General features: G+C 70.1%; 13 protein-coding genes. 6 read left to right on the forward strand and 7 right to left on the reverse strand.

The annotated features are described in order from the left end of the window. Window positions 1-95: 95 nt before the first annotated feature. The 3 genes from icmF to CM1CMNOD_RS17605 all read right to left on the reverse strand — a co-directional run bounded on the left by icmF (window position 96) and on the right by CM1CMNOD_RS17605 (window position 5,623). Window positions 96-3,350 carry a fused isobutyryl-CoA mutase/GTPase IcmF gene (gene icmF, locus CM1CMNOD_RS17595; RefSeq protein ID WP_013874939.1) on the reverse strand — a complete coding sequence of 1,085 codons (3,255 nt, stop codon included), beginning with the start codon at window positions 3,348-3,350 and terminating at the stop codon, window positions 96-98. A gap of 513 nt (window positions 3,351-3,863) precedes the next feature. Then, the gene (locus CM1CMNOD_RS17600) at window positions 3,864-4,823 is read right to left on the reverse strand and encodes an electron transfer flavoprotein subunit alpha/FixB family protein (RefSeq protein ID WP_013874940.1); all 960 of its coding nucleotides are present in this window, start codon (window positions 4,821-4,823) and stop codon (window positions 3,864-3,866) included. 14 nt (window positions 4,824-4,837) lie between these two features. After that, the gene (locus CM1CMNOD_RS17605; RefSeq protein ID WP_043607045.1) at window positions 4,838-5,623 is read right to left on the reverse strand and encodes an electron transfer flavoprotein subunit beta/FixA family protein; all 786 of its coding nucleotides are present in this window, start codon (window positions 5,621-5,623) and stop codon (window positions 4,838-4,840) included. Between the two features lie 288 nt (window positions 5,624-5,911). On the opposite strand from CM1CMNOD_RS17605, the gene CM1CMNOD_RS17610 reads away from it, so the two are divergent. From CM1CMNOD_RS17610 to CM1CMNOD_RS17630, 5 genes are all read left to right on the forward strand, one after another. Continuing rightward, complete coding sequence (locus CM1CMNOD_RS17610) at window positions 5,912-7,363, forward strand: hypothetical protein (protein ID WP_013874942.1); 1,452 nt, start codon at window positions 5,912-5,914, stop codon at window positions 7,361-7,363. Window positions 7,364-7,892: 529 nt separating this feature from the next. Further along, window positions 7,893-8,747: a class I SAM-dependent methyltransferase gene (locus CM1CMNOD_RS17615; protein ID WP_013874943.1), complete on the forward strand. Its 855-nt coding sequence runs from the start codon at window positions 7,893-7,895 to the stop codon at window positions 8,745-8,747. Beyond that, window positions 8,744-10,312 (forward strand): 1,4-alpha-glucan branching protein domain-containing protein, encoded by a 1,569-nt coding sequence (locus tag CM1CMNOD_RS17620; RefSeq protein WP_013874944.1) that lies wholly within the window; start codon window positions 8,744-8,746, stop codon window positions 10,310-10,312. Before CM1CMNOD_RS17615 ends, CM1CMNOD_RS17620 begins: the two co-directional genes overlap by 4 nt. Window positions 10,313-10,486: 174 nt before the next feature. Then, a complete protein-coding gene (locus CM1CMNOD_RS17625; RefSeq protein WP_013874945.1) occupies window positions 10,487-10,714 on the forward strand; it encodes a hypothetical protein in 228 nt (75 codons plus the stop codon). A 202-nt stretch (window positions 10,715-10,916) separates the two neighbouring features. Continuing rightward, window positions 10,917-11,975 carry an endonuclease/exonuclease/phosphatase family protein gene (locus CM1CMNOD_RS17630; RefSeq protein ID WP_013874946.1) on the forward strand — a complete coding sequence of 353 codons (1,059 nt, stop codon included), beginning with the start codon at window positions 10,917-10,919 and terminating at the stop codon, window positions 11,973-11,975. A 55-nt stretch (window positions 11,976-12,030) separates the two neighbouring features. Here CM1CMNOD_RS17630 and CM1CMNOD_RS17635 read toward each other — a convergent pair whose 3' ends face one another. The 4 genes from CM1CMNOD_RS17635 to CM1CMNOD_RS17650 form a co-directional block, all read right to left on the reverse strand. Then, complete coding sequence (locus CM1CMNOD_RS17635; protein ID WP_241245660.1) at window positions 12,031-13,038, reverse strand: M48 family metallopeptidase; 1,008 nt, start codon at window positions 13,036-13,038, stop codon at window positions 12,031-12,033. Between the two features lie 330 nt (window positions 13,039-13,368). After that, window positions 13,369-14,118: an acyltransferase gene (locus CM1CMNOD_RS17640; RefSeq protein WP_013874948.1), complete on the reverse strand. Its 750-nt coding sequence runs from the start codon at window positions 14,116-14,118 to the stop codon at window positions 13,369-13,371. After that, complete coding sequence (locus CM1CMNOD_RS23310; RefSeq protein WP_083828350.1) at window positions 14,115-15,176, reverse strand: class I SAM-dependent methyltransferase; 1,062 nt, start codon at window positions 15,174-15,176, stop codon at window positions 14,115-14,117. The genes CM1CMNOD_RS17640 and CM1CMNOD_RS23310 overlap by 4 nt, the downstream gene beginning before the upstream one ends. Before the next feature lie 5 nt (window positions 15,177-15,181). Beyond that, on the reverse strand, window positions 15,182-15,958 hold the full coding sequence (locus CM1CMNOD_RS17650; protein WP_013874950.1) for an enoyl-CoA hydratase/isomerase family protein: 777 nt from the start codon (window positions 15,956-15,958) through the stop codon (window positions 15,182-15,184). A gap of 359 nt (window positions 15,959-16,317) precedes the next feature. Between CM1CMNOD_RS17650 and glgX the strand changes: the two genes are divergently transcribed. Then, window positions 16,318-18,112, forward strand: a 1,795-nt coding sequence (gene glgX / locus CM1CMNOD_RS17655; protein ID WP_131774093.1) for a glycogen debranching protein GlgX, incomplete at its 3' end; no start/stop codon positions are given.

An 18,112-nucleotide genomic window follows, 5' to 3' on the forward strand; every position in this document is an offset into this window, starting at 1 on the left:
CCGGGGTCCACGCCGGATCCGGCGGGGACCCCGGACGCGAGCGAATCACGACCGCGCTGCCCTGGCCAGCCAGGGCGCTGGGAAACTAGGTTTGCTCAGACATTACGACGATACCGGCCACCGACTTCGAAGAAGGCGTCACTGATCTGACCGAGCGAGCAGTGTTGGACCGCGTCGATGAGAACGTCGAAGACGTTCTCGCCGGCCGCCGCGGCCTCACGCAGCCGGCGCAGCGCCTCGGGGGCCTCCTCGGCGTGCCGGGCCTGGAAGTCGGCGAGGCGCTCGAGCTGTGAGACCTTCTCCTCCTCCGTGGCCCGGGCGAGCTCGATGGGACCCTGCGAGCTGTCCTCCGCGTCGGGGTCGAGGAAGGTGTTCACCCCGACGATCGGCAGGCTGCCGTCGTGCTTGCGCTGCTCGTAGAGCATGGACTCGTCCTGGATGCGGCCGCGCTGGTAGCCGGTTTCCATCGCGCCGAGCACACCGCCGCGCTCGGAGATCCGCTCGAACTCGGCGAGTACGGCCTCCTCCACGAGGCCGGTGAGCTCCTCGACGATGTAGGAGCCCTGGATCGGGTTCTCGTTGCCGGACAGCCCCCACTCCTTGTCGATGATCATCTGGATGGCCAGCGCGCGACGGACGGAGTGCTCGGTCGGAGTGGTCACCGCCTCGTCGTAGGCGTTGGTGTGCAGGCTGTTGCAGTTGTCGTAGATGGCGCACAGGGCCTGCAGCGTGGTGCGGATGTCGTTGAAGTCCATCTCCTGGGCGTGCAGGGAACGGCCGGAGGTCTGGACGTGGTACTTGAGCTTCTGCGACCGCTCGGCGGCACCGTAGCGCTCGCGCAGGGCCACCGCCCAGATCCGCCGGGCCACCCGGCCGATGACGGTGTACTCCGCGTCCAGGCCGTTGGAGAAGAAGAACGACAGGTTCGGCGCGAAGTCGTCGATGCGCATGCCGCGGGCGAGGTAGGCCTCGACGTAGGTGAAGCCGTTGGCGAGGGTGAACGCGACCTGGCTGATCGGGTTCGCCCCGGCCTCCGCGATGTGGTAGCCGGAGATCGACACGGAGTAGAAGTTGCGGACGCCGTGGTCGATGAACCATTCCTGCACGTCGGCCATGCAGCGCAGGGCGAACTCGGTGGAGAAGATGCAGGTGTTCTGCCCCTGGTCCTCCTTGAGGATGTCGGCCTGCACGGTGCCGCGCACGGTCGTCAGCGCTCTGGCCCGCACCTCGGCGGCCTCGGCCGGGGTGGGCTGGCGGCCCTCGGTGGCGGCGAACTGTTCCAGCTGCTGGTCGATGGCGACGTTGAGGAACATCGCGAGGATCGCCGGAGCCGGCCCGTTGATCGTCATGGAGACGCTCGTCGTCGGCGAGCACAGGTCGAAGCCGGCGTAGAGCTCCTTCATGTCGTCCAGGGTCGCGATCGAGACCCCGGACGTGCCGATCTTGCCGTAGATGTCGGGACGGGGCGCCGGGTCCCGGCCGTAGAGCGTGACCGAGTCGAACGCCGTGGACAGCCGGGTGGCCTCCGAGCCCCGGGAGAGGTAGTGGAAGCGCCGGTTGGTGCGGAACGGGTCACCCTCGCCGGCGAACATCCGCGCCGGCGCCTCGCCGATCCGCTTGAACGGGAACACCCCGGCGGTGAACGGGAACCGGCCGGGCAGGTTCTCCGCGCGCAGGAAGCGCACGAGATCACCGTCGTCGCCGATGCGGGGCAGCGCCACCCGGGGTATCGAGCTGCCCGACAGCGTCGTGCGGCGCAGCGGCGTGTGGATCTCCTTGCCGCGCACCTTGTAGACCAGCTCCTCGCCGGAGTACTCCGTCACCGTCGCCGGCCAGGCGTCCAACTGCTCGCGCACGCCGGGATCCAGCGCCTTCTCGGCGCCTTCGAGCAGGGCGTCGAGCCCCGCGTGCCGGTCACCGGCGGCGGCGAGCTCCTGGTGCGCCGTGCGCAGGTGCTGGCGTCGGCGGGCCGCCTCGACCTGCTCGGCGCTGTGCCGGTGGTAGGAGCGGACGGTCTCGGCGATCTCCGCCAGGTAGCGGACGCGGGACGCCGGGAGCACCCTCGTCAGCCCCGAGGACGCCTTGACCGACACCCGCGGCAGCGTGCCGGCGGCCAGTGGCAGGCCCTTGGCCCCGAGCAGCGAGGTCAGATGCTGGTAGAGCGCGGTGACCCCGTCGTCGTTGAACCGGGCCGCGCTCGTCCCGAACACCGGCATGTCCTCCCAGGAGGAGCCGAAGGCCTCCCGGTTGCGCACCAGCTGACGGCCGACGTCGCGGCGGGCGTCCTCGGCCCCGGGCCGCTCGAACTTGTTGATCGCCACCACGTCGGCGAAGTCCAGCATGTCGATCTTCTCGAGCTGGGACGCGGCACCGTACTCGGGCGTCATCACGTACAGCGAGACGTCCACCAGGTCGACGATGCCGGTGTCACCCTGGCCGATTCCCGGCGTCTCGACCACGACCAGGTCGTAGCCGGCGGCCTGGCAGGCCGCGATCACGTCGCCGATCCGTTCGGGCAGCTCACTGCCGGCGCCTCGGGTTGCCAGCGAACGGAAGAAGATCGTGGACGGGCCGTCGGCGTCCCCGAGCACGTTCATCCGGATGCGGTCGCCGAGCAGGGCGCCGCCGGCGCGGCGGCGGGTCGGGTCCACCGCGATCACGGCGGCGCGCAGCTTGTCCTGCTGGTCGAGGCGCAGCCGGCGCAGCAGCTCGTCGGTCAGCGAGGACTTGCCGGATCCGCCCGTGCCCGTGATGCCCAGCACCGGGACACCGGGCCGGGCCGCCTGGCGCACCTGGCGCGCGAGCTCGGGCGAGGCGCCGCCCTGCAACACGGTGATCGCCCGGGCGAGCGCACCCTGGTCACCAGCTGTGATCGCCGGCAGCGACGGCAGGTCGATGGTCAGGTCGGTGTCGCACTCGGCGACGATAATATTGATCATCCCTGGCAGCCCGAGCCGCTGCCCGTCCTGCGGCGAGAAGATCCGGGCGACTCCGCGGGAGTGCAGCAGGGCGATCTCGTCGGGGACGATGACACCCCCTCCCCCGCCGTACACCCGGATGTGGCCGGCGCCGCGCTCGCGCAGCCGCTGGACCAGATAGCTGAAGTACTCGACGTGCCCGCCCTGGTAGGACGACAGCGCCACCGCCTGGGCGTCCTCCTGGATCGCGGCCGTGACCACCTCCTCCACACCGCGGTCATGGCCGAGGTGGATCACTTCGACGCCCTGGGACTGCAGGATCCTGCGCATGATGTTGATCGCCGCGTCGTGGCCGTCGAACAGGGAGGCCACGGTGACGACCCGCACCGGATGCTGCGGGACGTGCAGGGGTGACTGACTGGCTGCGCCCATCCTCGAAACCTCCGGACCAACGGCGGGCATGCTCCCCCATCCAATAGTTGGATGGGCAGATATTAGGATGCCCACACAATAGGCTGGACGTCCAGACCCCAGCATGATCATCATTTTGCGGAGATTCCCGGCCGCATCCGCAACGGAAGGCGACGGGAGGGCGTTCCAGCCAGATTGCGCCCGCCGGGCCAGCAATGACCACCGGGCGACACCCACCGGACACCGGACCAGCATCATCCGAAACCAGCCCCAGGGACCGGGAAACGGGATCGAGCAGGGGTTCCGATGCCCGGACCCCTAGCACACCACCAGGACCTACAGGGGTCCGCGGCCAGCGTTCGTCAGGCCGTTCCGAGGCGGTTCCAGCTCCAGATGGCCGCCCGTGCCGGGGGTGGAACGACAACGGCCGGACGTTCCCCGGGTGGGAACATCCGGCCGTCAGGGACCGCGGAAGACCGCGGAAGGACACCGGTGGAACATCCGCGGACACGCTGCCGCAAAGCGGCAGCCCGGCTACCCCTTGCGCTTCTCGATCGCCTCGGTGAGCTGTGGGACGACATTGAACAGGTCACCCACGACTCCGTAGTCGGCGAACTCGAAGATGGGCGCCTCCGGATCCTTGTTGATCGCGACGATCGTCTTGGACGTCTGCATCCCGGCCCGGTGCTGGATCGCACCGGAGATGCCGACCGCGACGTAGAGCTGCGGCGACACGGTCTTGCCGGTCTGGCCGACCTGCTGCTGGTGGGGGTACCAGCCAGCGTCGGTCGCCGCCCGGGACGCGCCCACCGCGGCGCCGAGGCTGTCAGCCAGCTTCTCGACCAGCGTGAAGTGCTCGGCGGCGCCGAGACCACGGCCGCCGGAGACCACGATCTGCGCCTCGGTGAGGTCGGGACGGCCCGACTTGGCCTCGACCACCCGGTCGAGGATCTTCGCCGACTTCGCCGCGTCCGAGATCGTGATGTGGACGTTCTCCGTCACCGGGGTGGTCGGCGCGGCCTCGGGGGCGGTGGTGTTCGGCCGCACCACGAAGATCGGTGTCCCCTTGGTGACCTTCGAGGTGACGATCGTGGAGCCACCGAAGATGCCCTGGGTCGCGGTCAGGTCCGCCGCGACGGCAACGGCGTCCCAGAGCAGACCGGACCCGGTCTTCGCGGCCGTCCGCGCGGCGGCCTCCCGAGCCTCCGCGGTGGCGGCCGTGAGGACCGCCGTGGGCGAGACGTCGGTCACCAGCTTGGCCAGGACCTCGGCCACCGGCGCCACCACATAGTCGACGACGTCGTCGGACTCGACGACGTACACCTTCGACGCTCCGTACTCCGCCAGGAACTCCCTGGCCTTCTCGTACGTGCCGGGAGCGCCGAGGAAGACCGCGGACGCCTCGCCCAGCGACCGGGCGAGCGTCAGCAGTTCGGCAGTGATCTTCTTCGGCTCGCCGTCCGCGTGCTCGACGAGTACCAGAACCTCAGCCATCGGATAAGGACCCCTCAGATCAGCTTCTGCGCGACGAGGAACTCGGCGGCCTTCGTACCGCCGTCGCCCTCGTCCTTGACGATCGTTCCGGTCTGACGGGGCGGCGCCGGCTGGGCGTCCACCACCGTCGACGCGGCGTTGGCAAGCCCGACCGTGGCGGGATCCAGGCCGGCGTCGGCAACGGACACGGTGGTCAGCGGCTTCTTCTTGGCCGCCATGATTCCCTTGAACGACGGGTAACGCGGCTGGTTGATCTTCTCGACGACACCGACGACCGCCGGCGTGGACGCTTCTACCAGAGCGTAGCCGTTGTCGGCCTGGCGTTCTATACGAACAGTGCCCGCCGCCGGGTCGACGGTCACCTTACGGGCCTGGGTGAGCTGCGGGAGCCCGAGCTGCTCGGCGAGCAGGGCCCCCAGCACACCGCCCCGGGCGTCAGAGGCCTCGGCCGCGGTGATGACGATGTCGGGCGACAGCGTGGAAATAACTTTCGCGAGCACGACGGACGTCTGCAGGGCGTCGGAGCCGGCCAGCTGCTCGTCGGTGATGTGCACGGCCTTGTCCGCGCCCATCGACAGTGCCTTGCGGATGGTCTCGATGGCCTTCTGCGGGCCCAGGGTGACCACTGTCACCTCGCCACCATGAGCTTCCTTGATCTTCAGGGCCTCTTCGACACCGTATTCGTCCATCTCGTTTATGACGTTGTCCACGCTCTTACGATCGATCGTCTTGGTGACCGGATCGAGCTTCTTCTCTGCCCAGGTGTCCGGCACCTGCTTGACAGTAACAACGATGTTCACCACGCCTCGAGGCCTCCGTAGCCACTTTCATCGGTCTGCTTGTTCCTGACATGGTCGCACCGGCAACGTTGTCACGCTCAATGATCGCCGACGCGTCCGGTACCGCGCCCCGCCCACACCCGGGGCCATGCTCCGTCCACGTTGCCACCGGAGGGCACCCACGTGTGCATTCAAGCCAACTTCTGCACGGTCCCTTCCGTCACCGTGATCGCATCACTACGTTCTGCCCCGAGGCTGAAAAAACACCCTGTCGTCACAAAAAGTCATTACACGAGCCATTAGGGCACAATGGATAGAAAATCGGAATTGATCGACTTCATTCGGGAAGATGGCCCTATATCGGACAAAGATGGATCCAGCCCCACACTGTTCGCACGCCTGCTCGCCGAGACCTCGATCTCCGACACCCGTTTCGCCCGGCAGGTCAACGAGCGCGCACGGCGACACCGCCGGATCGAGCTCGGGTTGGCCAGGACCACGGTGGGCCACTGGCGTCGCGGCATGCGCCCCCGCGACCCCATGGTGGCCGAGCTCGCCGCCGCCGAGATGTCGGCTCTGGTGGGCTACCGGATCACCCCGACAGACCTCGGTTGGCGGGGTGAGACATTTCGCGGGGACGACTTCGGGCTCACCGTGGCCGAGCAGCCCGTGGGCACCCTTGGAACCATCGCCGGACTCTCAGGACGCGACATGCGCAGGCGAGATCTCTTGCAGGACGGAAGCGCGTTCATAGCGAGCGCCTTCGCGGACTCGGTGCTGGCCAGCCTCACCGGCGTCGTCAGGACGGTCGACGACGACACCCCGGCCACCGCCCCGACCGCAATGATGATCAGGGACATGACCGAGACCTTCCGCAAACTTGACGCCCGGTACGGCAGCGGCGAGATCCGTGGACAGGTGGTCGCCTTCCTCCACGACCGGGCCAGGACCGCGCTGGAGGCCCGGCACACCCCGGATCTCTTCGGCGCGCTGGCCGAGCTGACCCAGTTCAGCGGCTGGCTCGCCCAGGACTGTGACCGTCAGTCACTGGCACAACGCTATTACATTCAGGCGCTCGGCCTCGCCGAACACGCCGGGGACACCATGCTGGCCAGCCGGATCCTCTCCACCATGAGCGACCAGGCCGGGCGTCTCGGCCAACTTCGCCAGAGCCTCGCACTGGCCAAGGCCGCCCTCGAGCGCTCCCGCTCCGTCGCGTCCCGCTCGGTACGGGTGATGCTGCACGACAAGCACGCCTGGGCCCTGGCCCGCAACGGCGACGAGGCCGGCTGTTGCAAGGCGCTGGCCGCCATGGACGCCGAGCTCGACCGGGCTGGCGACGGCGACGACCCGCCATGGTCGTCGCACTACAACGAGACGGACGTTGCCGAGTGCAAGGGCCACTGCTTCATGCTGCTCGGGTGGACCCGGCAGGCCGAGCCCCTGCTGCTGGAGTCCCGCGCCCGGCAGCTCCCGTCCCGGACCCGCACCCGCAGCTATGCCGAGGCGGATCTCGCCCTGTCCTATCTGCGCAGGCCCGGCCCGGATCTCGAAGCCGCCCTGGACGCCGGGAACCGCGCGGCCGACCTGGCGAGCGGTCTCGACTCCGCCCGGATCACCGAGAAGCTGCGCGATCTCGACCGCGAGCTGAGCCGGCACGACGACGTCGTCGCCGTCCGGGAGTGGCGCCGGCACGCCGCGCCGCTGGTGACCCGCCCCGTCGTCCCCACCAGGGTGGCCGCGACAGCCATCTCCGCGTGACCGGCCGAAGCCGCGGACCGGATCCGCAGGGAGCTCCACGGGCATGCGCTCCACGGCAACGCGTTCAACATCGTAAATCGTACAAATTAGTACAGAAATTGATATATTAGTATAGAGAGGTACAAGCGGAGCCGTATGAGAAAGCCATAACGCGACAGATGCGAACAGGCCAGATGCGAACTGGCCCTGTGACGGCGAACGAGCCCTGTGACGGGCAACCGCGGTGACGGCCCACGGCGCCCGTCACCGCGGTTGCGCCCACCACTGGTAGACTATTACGTACCGTTTCCTGTCGGACGCAGTCCGTTGGCACTACGACTCGTTGGTACTGCGACGGGCCGAATCAAGGCGGACGGGACCCTGTTTTGTTACATCTTTACGCTGCTTTCGTACCTATCCCGTACCTATCCCGTACCCATCCCGTACCTGTCCCGTAGCCCTCCCGTAATACGTCATATAAGTCACACCTTTTGCTGTCCGTGGAGAGCCGCCGACACGTTGTGGTTACCAGTGCGTAGGGTCGGGTTTCATGGTCAGGCACGAAGCGGCGACGACGCCCCGCCACACCACCGGGCCCCGCAACATCGCTGAACCCCGCCACACCGCCGGGGCCACCCCCACGTCCGATGACCACAACACGCTGCTCGCCTGGGCGGTCTTCGGGGAGCGGACCGTGCCGGGGGTGTGGTTCGAGCGGTACTGGTTCAAACGGCACGAGGCGGCCTATGCCGCGTTCGCCCCCTTCACCACCGGGGCCGTGGTCGTCGAGGCGGGCTGCGGCGAGGGGTACGGCGCGGCGATGCTGGCGAGATCCGCCTCCCAGGTCGTCGCGGTCGACGCCGACGCCGACGTCGTCGAGCACGTCCGGCGCGCCTATCCCGCCACCACCCCTGTCCGCGCCGATCTCCAGCGGCTGCCGTTCGCCGACGCCACCGCCGAGGTCGTCGCGAACCTGCAGGTCATCGAGCATCTCAACGACCAGGAGGCGTTCCTGGCCGAGTGCGCCCGGGTGCTGCGCCCGGCCGGCACGCTGGTGCTGACGACCCCGAACCGGCTGACCTTCTCACCGGGGCTCGACGCTCCCGCGAACCCTTACCACACCCGGGAGCTCGCCCCCGACGAGCTCGTCTCCCTCCTCGAGGAGCATTTCGTGGTCACCCGCCTGTGGGGCGTCTGGCACGCGCCGCGACTACGGGCCTGGGAGCGCCGCAACGGCGCGATCGTGGACGCCCAGCTCGCCCGCCCCTACCCGCAGTGGTCCGCCGCGCTGGCCGAGCGGGTACGCCGCACCGCCATCGACGACTTCGCCCTGCACCCGGACACCGCCGACACCCCGATCACGGCCTGTCTCGACCTGGCCGTGGTCGCCTACCGCCGGCCATGAGCCACCCGGCACGGCCCGCGGCGCCGACCCCGACCGCTTCCCCGACCCCGGCCCGCGGCGCGGCCCGGACACCGGCCGAGCCGGTCGGAACGTTCTGCCTGGTGCTGCACAGCCATCTGCCGTGGGTCGCGCACGCCGGCGCGTGGCCGGTCGGCGAGGAATGGCTCTACCAGGCCTGGACCGGTGCCTACCTGCCCCTGCTCGACCTGCTCGAGCGTCTCGCCGACACCGGCCAGCGCAACGTGCTCACCCTCGGCGTCACACCCGTGCTGGCCGCCATGCTGGACGACCCGTACTGCCTGTCCGGGCTGGCCAGATGGGTGGCGGACTGGCAGCTTCGGGCGCAGGGGGCGCTGGTGGACGGCGTGCCCGGCGCGGGCCACGAAGGCGCGCTGGCCACCGCCGCCCTGCGAGCCGTCGAGAGCCGCTGGCGGCACGGGGCGTCACCGCTGCTGCGCCGCCTGGCCGACGCCGGTGTCGTCGAGCTGCTCGGAGGGCCGGCGTCCCACCCGGTGCTGCCGCTGTTGGACGAGCGGATCGTGCCGGTCCAGCTCGGCGCCGGCCTCGACGACGCCACCCTGCGCCTCGGTACCCGGCCCCGCGGGATCTGGGCCCCGGAGTGCGCCTACCGGCCGGGGCTGGAACGGCACTACGCCGCCGCGGGCGTGACCCACTTCGTGGTGGACGGCCCGACCGTCGGCGGCGAGACCGCCGGCGCCTACGACGTCGCGGGCAGCGGCGTGCTGGCCTTCCCCCGCGACCTCGGCGTCTCCTACGAGGTGTGGTCGCCCACCGCCGGCTATCCCAGGGGCGCGTGGTACCGCGACTTCCACACCTTCGACCACGGCAGTGGCCTGCGGGTGTCCAGGGTGACGTCCGTGGACACCCCGCCCGGGCGCAAGGCGCCGTACGAACCCGCCGCCGCCCGCCGGGCCGCCGCCGACGACGCCGCGCGCTTCGTCGGTGTGCTCCGGCGGCGGCTGACCGAGCTGGCCGCGGCCAGGGACGGCCGCCGCGCGCTGGTCGTGTGCGCCTTCGACACCGAGCTGTTCGGCCATCACTGGCACGAGGGACCGGCGTTCCTGGAAGCGGTCCTCACCCTGCTGCCCGACGCCGGCATCCAGGCTGCGACGCTGTCACAGGCGGCCGCGGCCGGGCACGTCGAGGGCGCCCGCGACCTGCCGGCGGGCTCCTGGGGACGCGGCAAGGACTTCCACGTCTGGGCGGACGTGACCGACCTGGCCAAGCTCGCCGCCGAGGTGAACGGGCGGCTGGTCGAGGTCGTGACCGCCGCCGCCCACCCGGCCGAGCGGGACGACGTCCTCGACCAGATGGCACGGGAGGCGTTCCTCACCAGTGCCAGCGACTGGGCGTTCTGCGTCACCCACGACAGCGCCGCGGACTACGCCAGATCCCGGGCCTACACGCACGCGGGGCGTTTCGACGCACTGGCCGACACGGTCCACGCCCGCGACCGGCTCGCCGCCACCAGGCTCGCCCGCCACTACCGCACCCTGGACCACCCCTTCCCCGCCCTGGACGCCCGCCGGCTCACCAGGGCCTGACCGGGCTGTAGAGCTGTAGAGCTGTAGGAACGCAATGCGGACAGAAGCTCCCACCCTGATGATCCACCCAGCTCGACAACCACGGACCTGAGCCGGTTACGTGCCACTGCGGACCCACCGCGAGGGCTACTTGGACGAACCAGATCAACAGCCCTGGAGACGTGGAATCAGCGCATGAGCATCACGCTCGACCTGCCCGACGAGCTCGTCCACCGCCTCACCGCCGAGGCGGAACGGCGCGGCACCCATGTCGTCGACGTCATCGCCGACCTCGCCGCCCAGCTCCCTCCGGCCGAGACCCCGGCCCGCCGCAGGCTCGCTTTCGTCGGCGTAGGCGCATCCCACTCGGGCATCACCCCTCGCATCGACGAACTTCTGGCCGACGGCTTCGGGCGGGACTGACCCCAGGGCCCACACCTCGGCCCTCACACTCCTGCCATAGAGATGCCTGTCGCCGTTCACACCGGCGGCGGAAACAGCGCGGAAGCCAGCCGCGCTGTCATCATGCGGTCGTCCGCGGTGTTGGTGTGTGGTTGGGCGCAGTGTCGGATCCGCGTCCCACCCTGGTGGCCGCGGCGGCCGTCCCTACCGGCAACCTGTTGTCATGACCTCCCCGCATCCGGAGACCGGTTCCGACCTGCCCGTGTTCCCCGGCGAGCCGGACAGGCCGGGGGCGAAGGACCGCGCCGTCGCCGTGATACCGCCACGAACCCTGACGATCTTTCTCTCCTGGGTGGTCGCCGGCACCCTCGTGATCATCACCGCGGGCCGGCTGCTCCATCTGGACGACGTGCTGAGCTGGCCGTACTCGGGGATCAACGCGTTCGCCCCGGTCGAGTACCTGCCTGCCTACGTGGCGCTGGCGGCCGCCTTCGCGCTGCGGCGCAACCGGTTGCTGGTCGTCTCGCTGCTGGCCGTCATCGCCCATCTGGCCTTCACCGTGCCCGAGCTGTGGCCGGGCAGGCCCGAGGCCGCCCCCGCCGGCGCGGCAAAGGTACGGATCATGACGTCCAACCTGCTGTACACCAACGGCGACGCCGGGCGGCTCGGCGCCCAGATCACCCGTGCCCGGCCCGACATCGTCGTGCTGGAGGAGGCCACCCCGCTCACCCTGGACGCGGTGACGAAGTCCGGCGCGCTGGACGGCTACGCCTACCGGGAGGCGCATCCGCGGCCGGATCCGTTCGGGGTGGCGGTGTTCTCCCGGTTCCCGCTCGTCCAGGCGGAGCTTCCGATGATCGCCGACCTGCCGTCGCTGCGGATGACGGTCCGGGTGGACGCCACCCGCCAGTTCCGGCTCTTCGCCGTCCACACGGTGTCACCGACGAGCCGCGACTACGCCGCCCAGTGGCGACGGCAGCTGGACGCCCTGCGGGCGGAGGCCGCCCTCTCCCCTGTCCCGGTGGTGCTCGCCGGTGACTTCAACGCCACCCGCGACCATCGGCCGTTCGCGCGCCTGCTCGACGAGCGGCTGCGGGACGCCCACGACGTGGCCGGCGCAGGCTGGGCCCCGACCTGGAACGCCAACCACCTGGCTCTGCCACCGCTGCTACGGATCGACCACGTGCTGGCGTCGCCGCAGTTCGCCGTCACCGGCTATCAGGTGGGCAACAAGATCGGTAGCGACCACAAACCACTCGTGGTCGACCTGGCCCTGCGCTGAGCCCTCGCCGTACGCCGTGCCTGCGCCGTGCGCCGAAGCGGCCGGCCGGGCCAGGTCAGTCGGCGGCCGTCCAGACGGCGGCCGTCCAGACGGCGAGGCCGGTGCCGCAGGACGCGCAGAAGTTCTCGGTCGGACGCGGCGGTGTCTCGCAGGTCAGGCAGTGCCGGCTGCCAGCCCGCACGGCATAGATGCCCTCCAGGATCTTGCGGGGCTCGTCCTCATGCAGCCACTCGTCGAAGTAGCGGGCGCGCTCGACCGCGAGCGGATGGGATCCGGTGGTGCGGATCCGCAGTCGGTGGAGCCGGGCGAGCGCGCTCTCCTCGACCATGTCGTCGAGCAGCCGGGCCTGCTCGAGGAAGGCCTCCGGGTTCATCTGGTCCAGCCAGCGGGTCGCGCCGCCGGCGAGCTTCATCATCATCCGGACGCACGGGCCGGGATCCTGGACGGCGAGCATCGCCGCCCGATCGGCGGTCAGCTCCGCCTTGCGGGACCAGGCCGCCAGGCCCGCTCCCAGCCCGAAGGAGACGACGTTGCCCATGGCGGCGCCCGCCCTGCGGGCCGCCCCCGCGCCCATGGCACCGCCGACGATGCGGGCCATCGTCCCGTAGAGGACGTGGCCGCACTTGACGTGGCCGAGTTCGTGCGCGATCACGGCCAGCAGCTCGTCGGTGTCCATGATGTCGAGCAGGTCGGTGAACAACACCACGTAGGGCCGGGTGTGCCCGGCGGTGTAGGCGTCGACCGGGCCGCGCCGGACGTAGAGCTCGGGCTCCGGAACGTCCAGGATCGCGCACGCCTCGCGCAGGATCGCGTAGATCTCCGGGAGCTGGTTCGGCCCCACTTTCACGCTGGACGCCGTGTGCTCCACGTAGTGGCCGCGTTCCACGCCCCATTCGATGTATTTCGCCACGGCCCGGTCGAACCCGGGAATCCGCTGCAGCGCACGGGTGGCCCGCCGGTCGAGAGGATGCCGAAAGGCATCGGGGTCGAGCCCCGGCAACCGGACCCGCCCGCCTTTTTCTGGCCGGTCGGCGACCTGTCGGCTCGTTTCGGTGAAATCCACCGGTAGCTTTCGGATGTTTACGATGTCATCGGCTTCGGTCATCCTCAACCTCTCGGGACACCCGCCCGGGCCGCTGTTGTCGGCCACCTTTTCGATCGACAATTGTTGATCGCTGTACTTGCCGATCGTCGTACTGGTCGATCACCATATTGTCGATCTAAGCGGGACGTCAGACGACATAATAGAGCCCGCCTGAAGGTCGCGAAAGCCCCACCCACGGTGGTGATGAAGTCGACTTTCCGACATCATGTCGATCATCGTGTTGACCATTGCGCCCGCCACCGAGCCGATCACCGGTTCGACCGCCGGTTCGACCGCCGGCGCGACAGGTCATCCCTGACGGGAACGACCAGCCTCGGCGCGGGCCGCGATGACCCCGGCGGCGGCCGCGGCCGTCTTGCGAGCGATGTCGGCCAGAGCCGCCCGCTTCGCCTCGGCGGCCTGGTAGTCCGCTGTCCGGTTACGCACGACACGGGCGGGCACACCCACCGCGACCGACATCGGCGCGATGTCGGCGTTCACCACGGCACCCGCGGCAATCACCGACCCTGGGCCGATCCGGCTCCCGCGCAGCACGGTGACCTTGGTGCCGATCCACACGTCCGAGCCGATCCGCACCGGGGACTTCACGATGCCCTGGTCCTTGATTGGCACGTGAATATCGTCGAACACGTGATCGAAATCTATAACGTATACGTCGTCCGCGATCAGGGACTTTGCGCCGATTTCGACGTCAAGATAGCAGTTGATGGTGCCGTTTCGCCCGAGGACACATTTGTCACCGATACGCAGGTTTCCCTCGTGGCAGCGGATCCGGCTGTTGTCGCCGAGGTGCACCCAGCGGCCCAGCACGATCCTCCCGTAGCCGGGGCGCCCCTCGAGGACCACATTCTTCCCGAGAAAAACGAAACCCTCGGTCACTACCTGCGGATACCGTAGCCGAAACAGCGCGAACCGCCAGTACCGGCGCAGGTAGAAAGGCGTCCAGGCCCGATGGCGGACGATCCAGCGCACCGCGGAGAACGTGAGGAAACGCTCCTGCCGGGGATCTCCGCCCGAGCGGCGGCCGAGTATTCTCACCGGTGTGGATCCGGCGCCCAGACACCGGTGACGAGAGCGTTGTAGAAAAGACCGGAAGGCACCACCCGGGAAGCGTACCGGGCGTCGAAGGCGGCAAGGCGCTGCCAGGTCCGGTAGACGCGCATCCGGTAGCCGAAGCCGAGCTTCGACTCGGCGACGGCGCATTCGAAGGTGCGCACCGGCCAGCCGAACCAGGCCGCGGTGAGCTCCTCCGTGCGCACCTTCACCTCGGCCGCGCCGGCGCGGCGCGCCAGCGCGGCCAGCTCCGCCGGGACGAAGGTGTGCAGGTCCACCACGGACTCCAGGGCGTGCGCGGCGGAACTGGCCGCGAGTTCCTCGGCCGGCCGGGCCCAGTCCCGCAGCATCGGCAGCCTGGTCACCCGGGTGGTCGCCCACCAGGTCGCCCGCGACAGCCGGCGGGCCACCACGTCGCCGTAGCGGGTCGGCTCCCCCGCGAACACGAACCGCCCACCCGGCCGCAGTACCCGCAGCACCTCCCGCAGCGCCCGCTCGACGTCCGGGATGTGGTGCAGGACGGCGTGCCCCACCACCAGGTCGAAACTCGCGTCCGGGTACGGGACGAACTCGGCGTCGGCGACCCGGCCCGCGACCGTCAGGCCCAGGTTCGCGGCGTTGCAGGTCGCGGTGGCGACCATCCCGGGGCTGATGTCGCTGACGTGCGCCCCGTCGCGGGCGACCACCCCGGCCTGCACCAGGTTGAGCAGGAAGAACCCGGTGCCCGCGCCGATCTCGAGGGCGTTCGGGTAGGGCCAGCCGGTTTTCCCGGCGATGGTGACGAACCTGTCCCGGGCGTAGTCGATGCAGCGGTCGTCGAACGAGATCGACCACTTGGCGTCGTAGGAGTCGGCCTCGGCGTCGTGGTAGATGATGTTCGCCTGCTTGGGGTCGCTCCAGGCCGCCCGGATGTCGGACGCCGACGGCCCGGCCGCCCGGCCCGGCCCGGCCGCCTCGGATTCCTGGTCCGTTCCAGGCGCCCGGTCCGTCCCGGCTTCCGGGTCCGCATCGCCTGCCCGGGGCACGTCCACGGCGTCGTCCATGGCGTTCAGCGGCCGACGAAATCAGCCTTGCCGGGACCGCGCTCGACGAAGGAGTCCAGGCCGATGCGCCTGTCCTGCGTGCCGAACAGCCCGGCGAACAGCGACGTCTCCAGCCGCAGCCCCTCGGACAGCCCGCTGTCCAGCCCGTCGTCGATCGCCCGCTTGGCCGCCCGCAGCGCGACCGCCGGCCCGTCGACGAACCGGGCGACGAGGGAGCGTGCCTCGGTGTAGACGTCGTCGGGAGCGACCAGCCGGTCGGCGAGACCGATCTCCTTGGCCTCGGTGGCCCGGACCTGCCGGCCAGTGAAGATCAGATCCTTGGCCTTCGCCACCCCGATCAGCCGTGGCAGCCGCTGCGTCCCGCCCGCGCCCGGGATGATGCCGAGCAGGATCTCGGGCTGTCCCGCCTTGACGTTGTCCCCGAAGACCCGGAAGTCGGCGGTCAGGGCGAGCTCCAGGCCACCGCCGAGGGCGTAGCCGGTCACCGCGGCCACCACCGGTTTCGGGATCCGGGCCACCGCCTCGAACGTGGTGGTCAGCTCGGTCACCCACGTCAGGATCTCCGCGTGGTCCAGCGGAGCCATCTCCTTGACATCGGCCCCGGCCGCGAACACCTTCGGGCCGCCGTAGATGATGACCGCCCGCACGTCCGTCCGCCTGGTCGCCTCGTCGGCCGCCGCGCGCAGCCCGGCGGTGACCTCGCTGTTGATGACGTTCATCGGGGGCCGATCCAGCCTGATCGTGCCAACACCGCCGTCGACGTCGAACCCCACGACCGCCACCGACCGACCTCCTCGATCATTCCCGGCTTCCGGCGGCGTACGGCCCATCCGTCGCCCCGCCGTTGGCCAACTGTCATCCGCTGCTACCCGTGCCGGGCCCGTGACGTCCAGACGGCACCCCTGATTCAGGCAGCCTAAGCCCTGACGACTCGATCTTCACGGATACGCGACGATTACGTTTCCGACACCTTTTGGCGGCTATGGCGCGTTCGGCAGCCGTGACGACCCGATCCTGATGATCGGATCCCACCGAATCGCGGCACCGCCGGCCACCCACGGCCCCTCCCACCGGCGGGAGTAACCGGACAGCAGTGACCGGAATCGGGCGCCGGTAACATGCCGCGGCTACCGTCACGGAGGTGACGCCACGGTTCCGCGTTCATGACAGCACCGATCAGCCCAACACCGATCGGCCCAAGGCCGATCAGGCCGGTGCCGCCCGGCGCGGGCTCGTGCTGCCCGGGTCACCCGAGCCGCTGGGGGTCCACTGGGACGGCCGGGGTGTCAACGTCGCGGTGGCGGCGCCGAGCGCGGACGCGGTCGAGATCTGCCTGTTCGACACCCGGGGTCGGGAGAAGCGCCACCGGCTGCCCGAACGGGGCGGCGGGGTCTGCTACGGCTACCTGCCCGGGGTCGGGCCGGGCCAGCGTTACGGGCTGCGGGCACACGGGCCCTACGCCCCCGAACGCGGCCTGCGTCACAACCCGGCCAAGCTGCTCGTCGACCCCTACGCGCGGATGCTGACCGGTTCCCTCGTCCCGCATCCCGCGATCCACGGTTTCGAGGAGGCCGACCCGTACGCGGCCGGCCCCGACGGGCACGACTCCGCGCCCTTCGTCCCGATGTGCGTGGTGGTCGACGGCCGCCGCCGCCCGACCGGGAAGCGCCCGGCCATCCCCTGGCCCGAGACGGTCATCTACGAACTGCACGTGAAGGGGTTCACCCGGACGCATCCGGACGTCCCGCCGGCGCTGCGCGGCACCTACGCGGGCCTGGCCCACCCGGCGGTCATCGACCACCTGCGCACGCTCGGCATCACCGCGGTGGAACTGCTCCCGGTCCACGCGCACGTCCCGGAGCCGGCCCTGTCCCAGCGCGGCCTGACCAACTACTGGGGCTACAACACCGTGGGCTTCTTCGCCCCGCACCCGGGCTACGCGGCCACGAACAACCCGGTGGCCGAGTTCCAGTCGATGGTGGGCGCGTTACACGCGGCCGGGATAGAAGTCATTCTCGACGTGGTGTTCAACCACACCGCCGAGGGCGACGAGCACGGCCCTACCCTGTCGCTGCGCGGCCTGGACAACGCGACCTACTACCGGGTGGACCCGGGCGACCCGCGTCGCTACCGGGACGTCACCGGCTGCGGCAACACGGTGAACACCGCGTCCCCGCACGCGGTGAAGATGATCACGGACTCGCTGCGCTACTGGGTCACCGAGATGGGTGTAGACGGGTTCCGCTTCGACCTGGCGACGGCGCTCGCACGCAGCCCCGACGGCTTCGACCCGGCGGCGCCGCTGCTGACCGCCATCCACGCCGACCCGCTGCTGTCCACCGTCAAGCTCATCGCCGAGCCCTGGGACGTCGGCTGGGGCGGCTACCAGGTGGGCGCGTTCCCGGCGCCGTGGGCGGAGTGGAACGGCCGCTACCGGGACACCGTGCGCGCGGCATGGACGCGCGGCGCCTCCACCGTGGCCGACCTGGGCTACCGGATCACCGGATCAAGTGATCTGTACCACCATTCGGGCCGCCAGCCGTGGGCGTCGGTGAACTTCGTCACCGCGCACGACGGCTTCACCCTCGCCGACCTCGTCTCCTACGACCACAAGCACAACGAGGCCAACGGCGAGGACAACCGCGACGGCGACGACCACGGCAACTCGGCGAACTTCGGGGTGGAGGGGCCCAGCGACGATCCGGCCGTGCTGGCCTGCCGGCGGCTGGTCCGCCGCTCGCTGCTGGCGACCCTGCTGCTGTCGGCGGGGGTGCCAATGCTACTCGCCGGGGACGAGCTCGGCCGTTCCCAGGGCGGCAACAACAACGCCTACTGCCAGGACAACGCCACCTCGTGGCTGCGCTGGCCCACCCGCACCACCCCGGCGCCCGACGGCCGCCTCCTCGACGGCCACGCCCCCGGGCGCCGGGGTGGTG

Source organism: Protofrankia symbiont of Coriaria myrtifolia, assembly GCF_900634755.1.
GTDB lineage: Bacteria > Actinomycetota > Actinomycetes > Frankiales > Frankiaceae > Protofrankia > Protofrankia coriariae.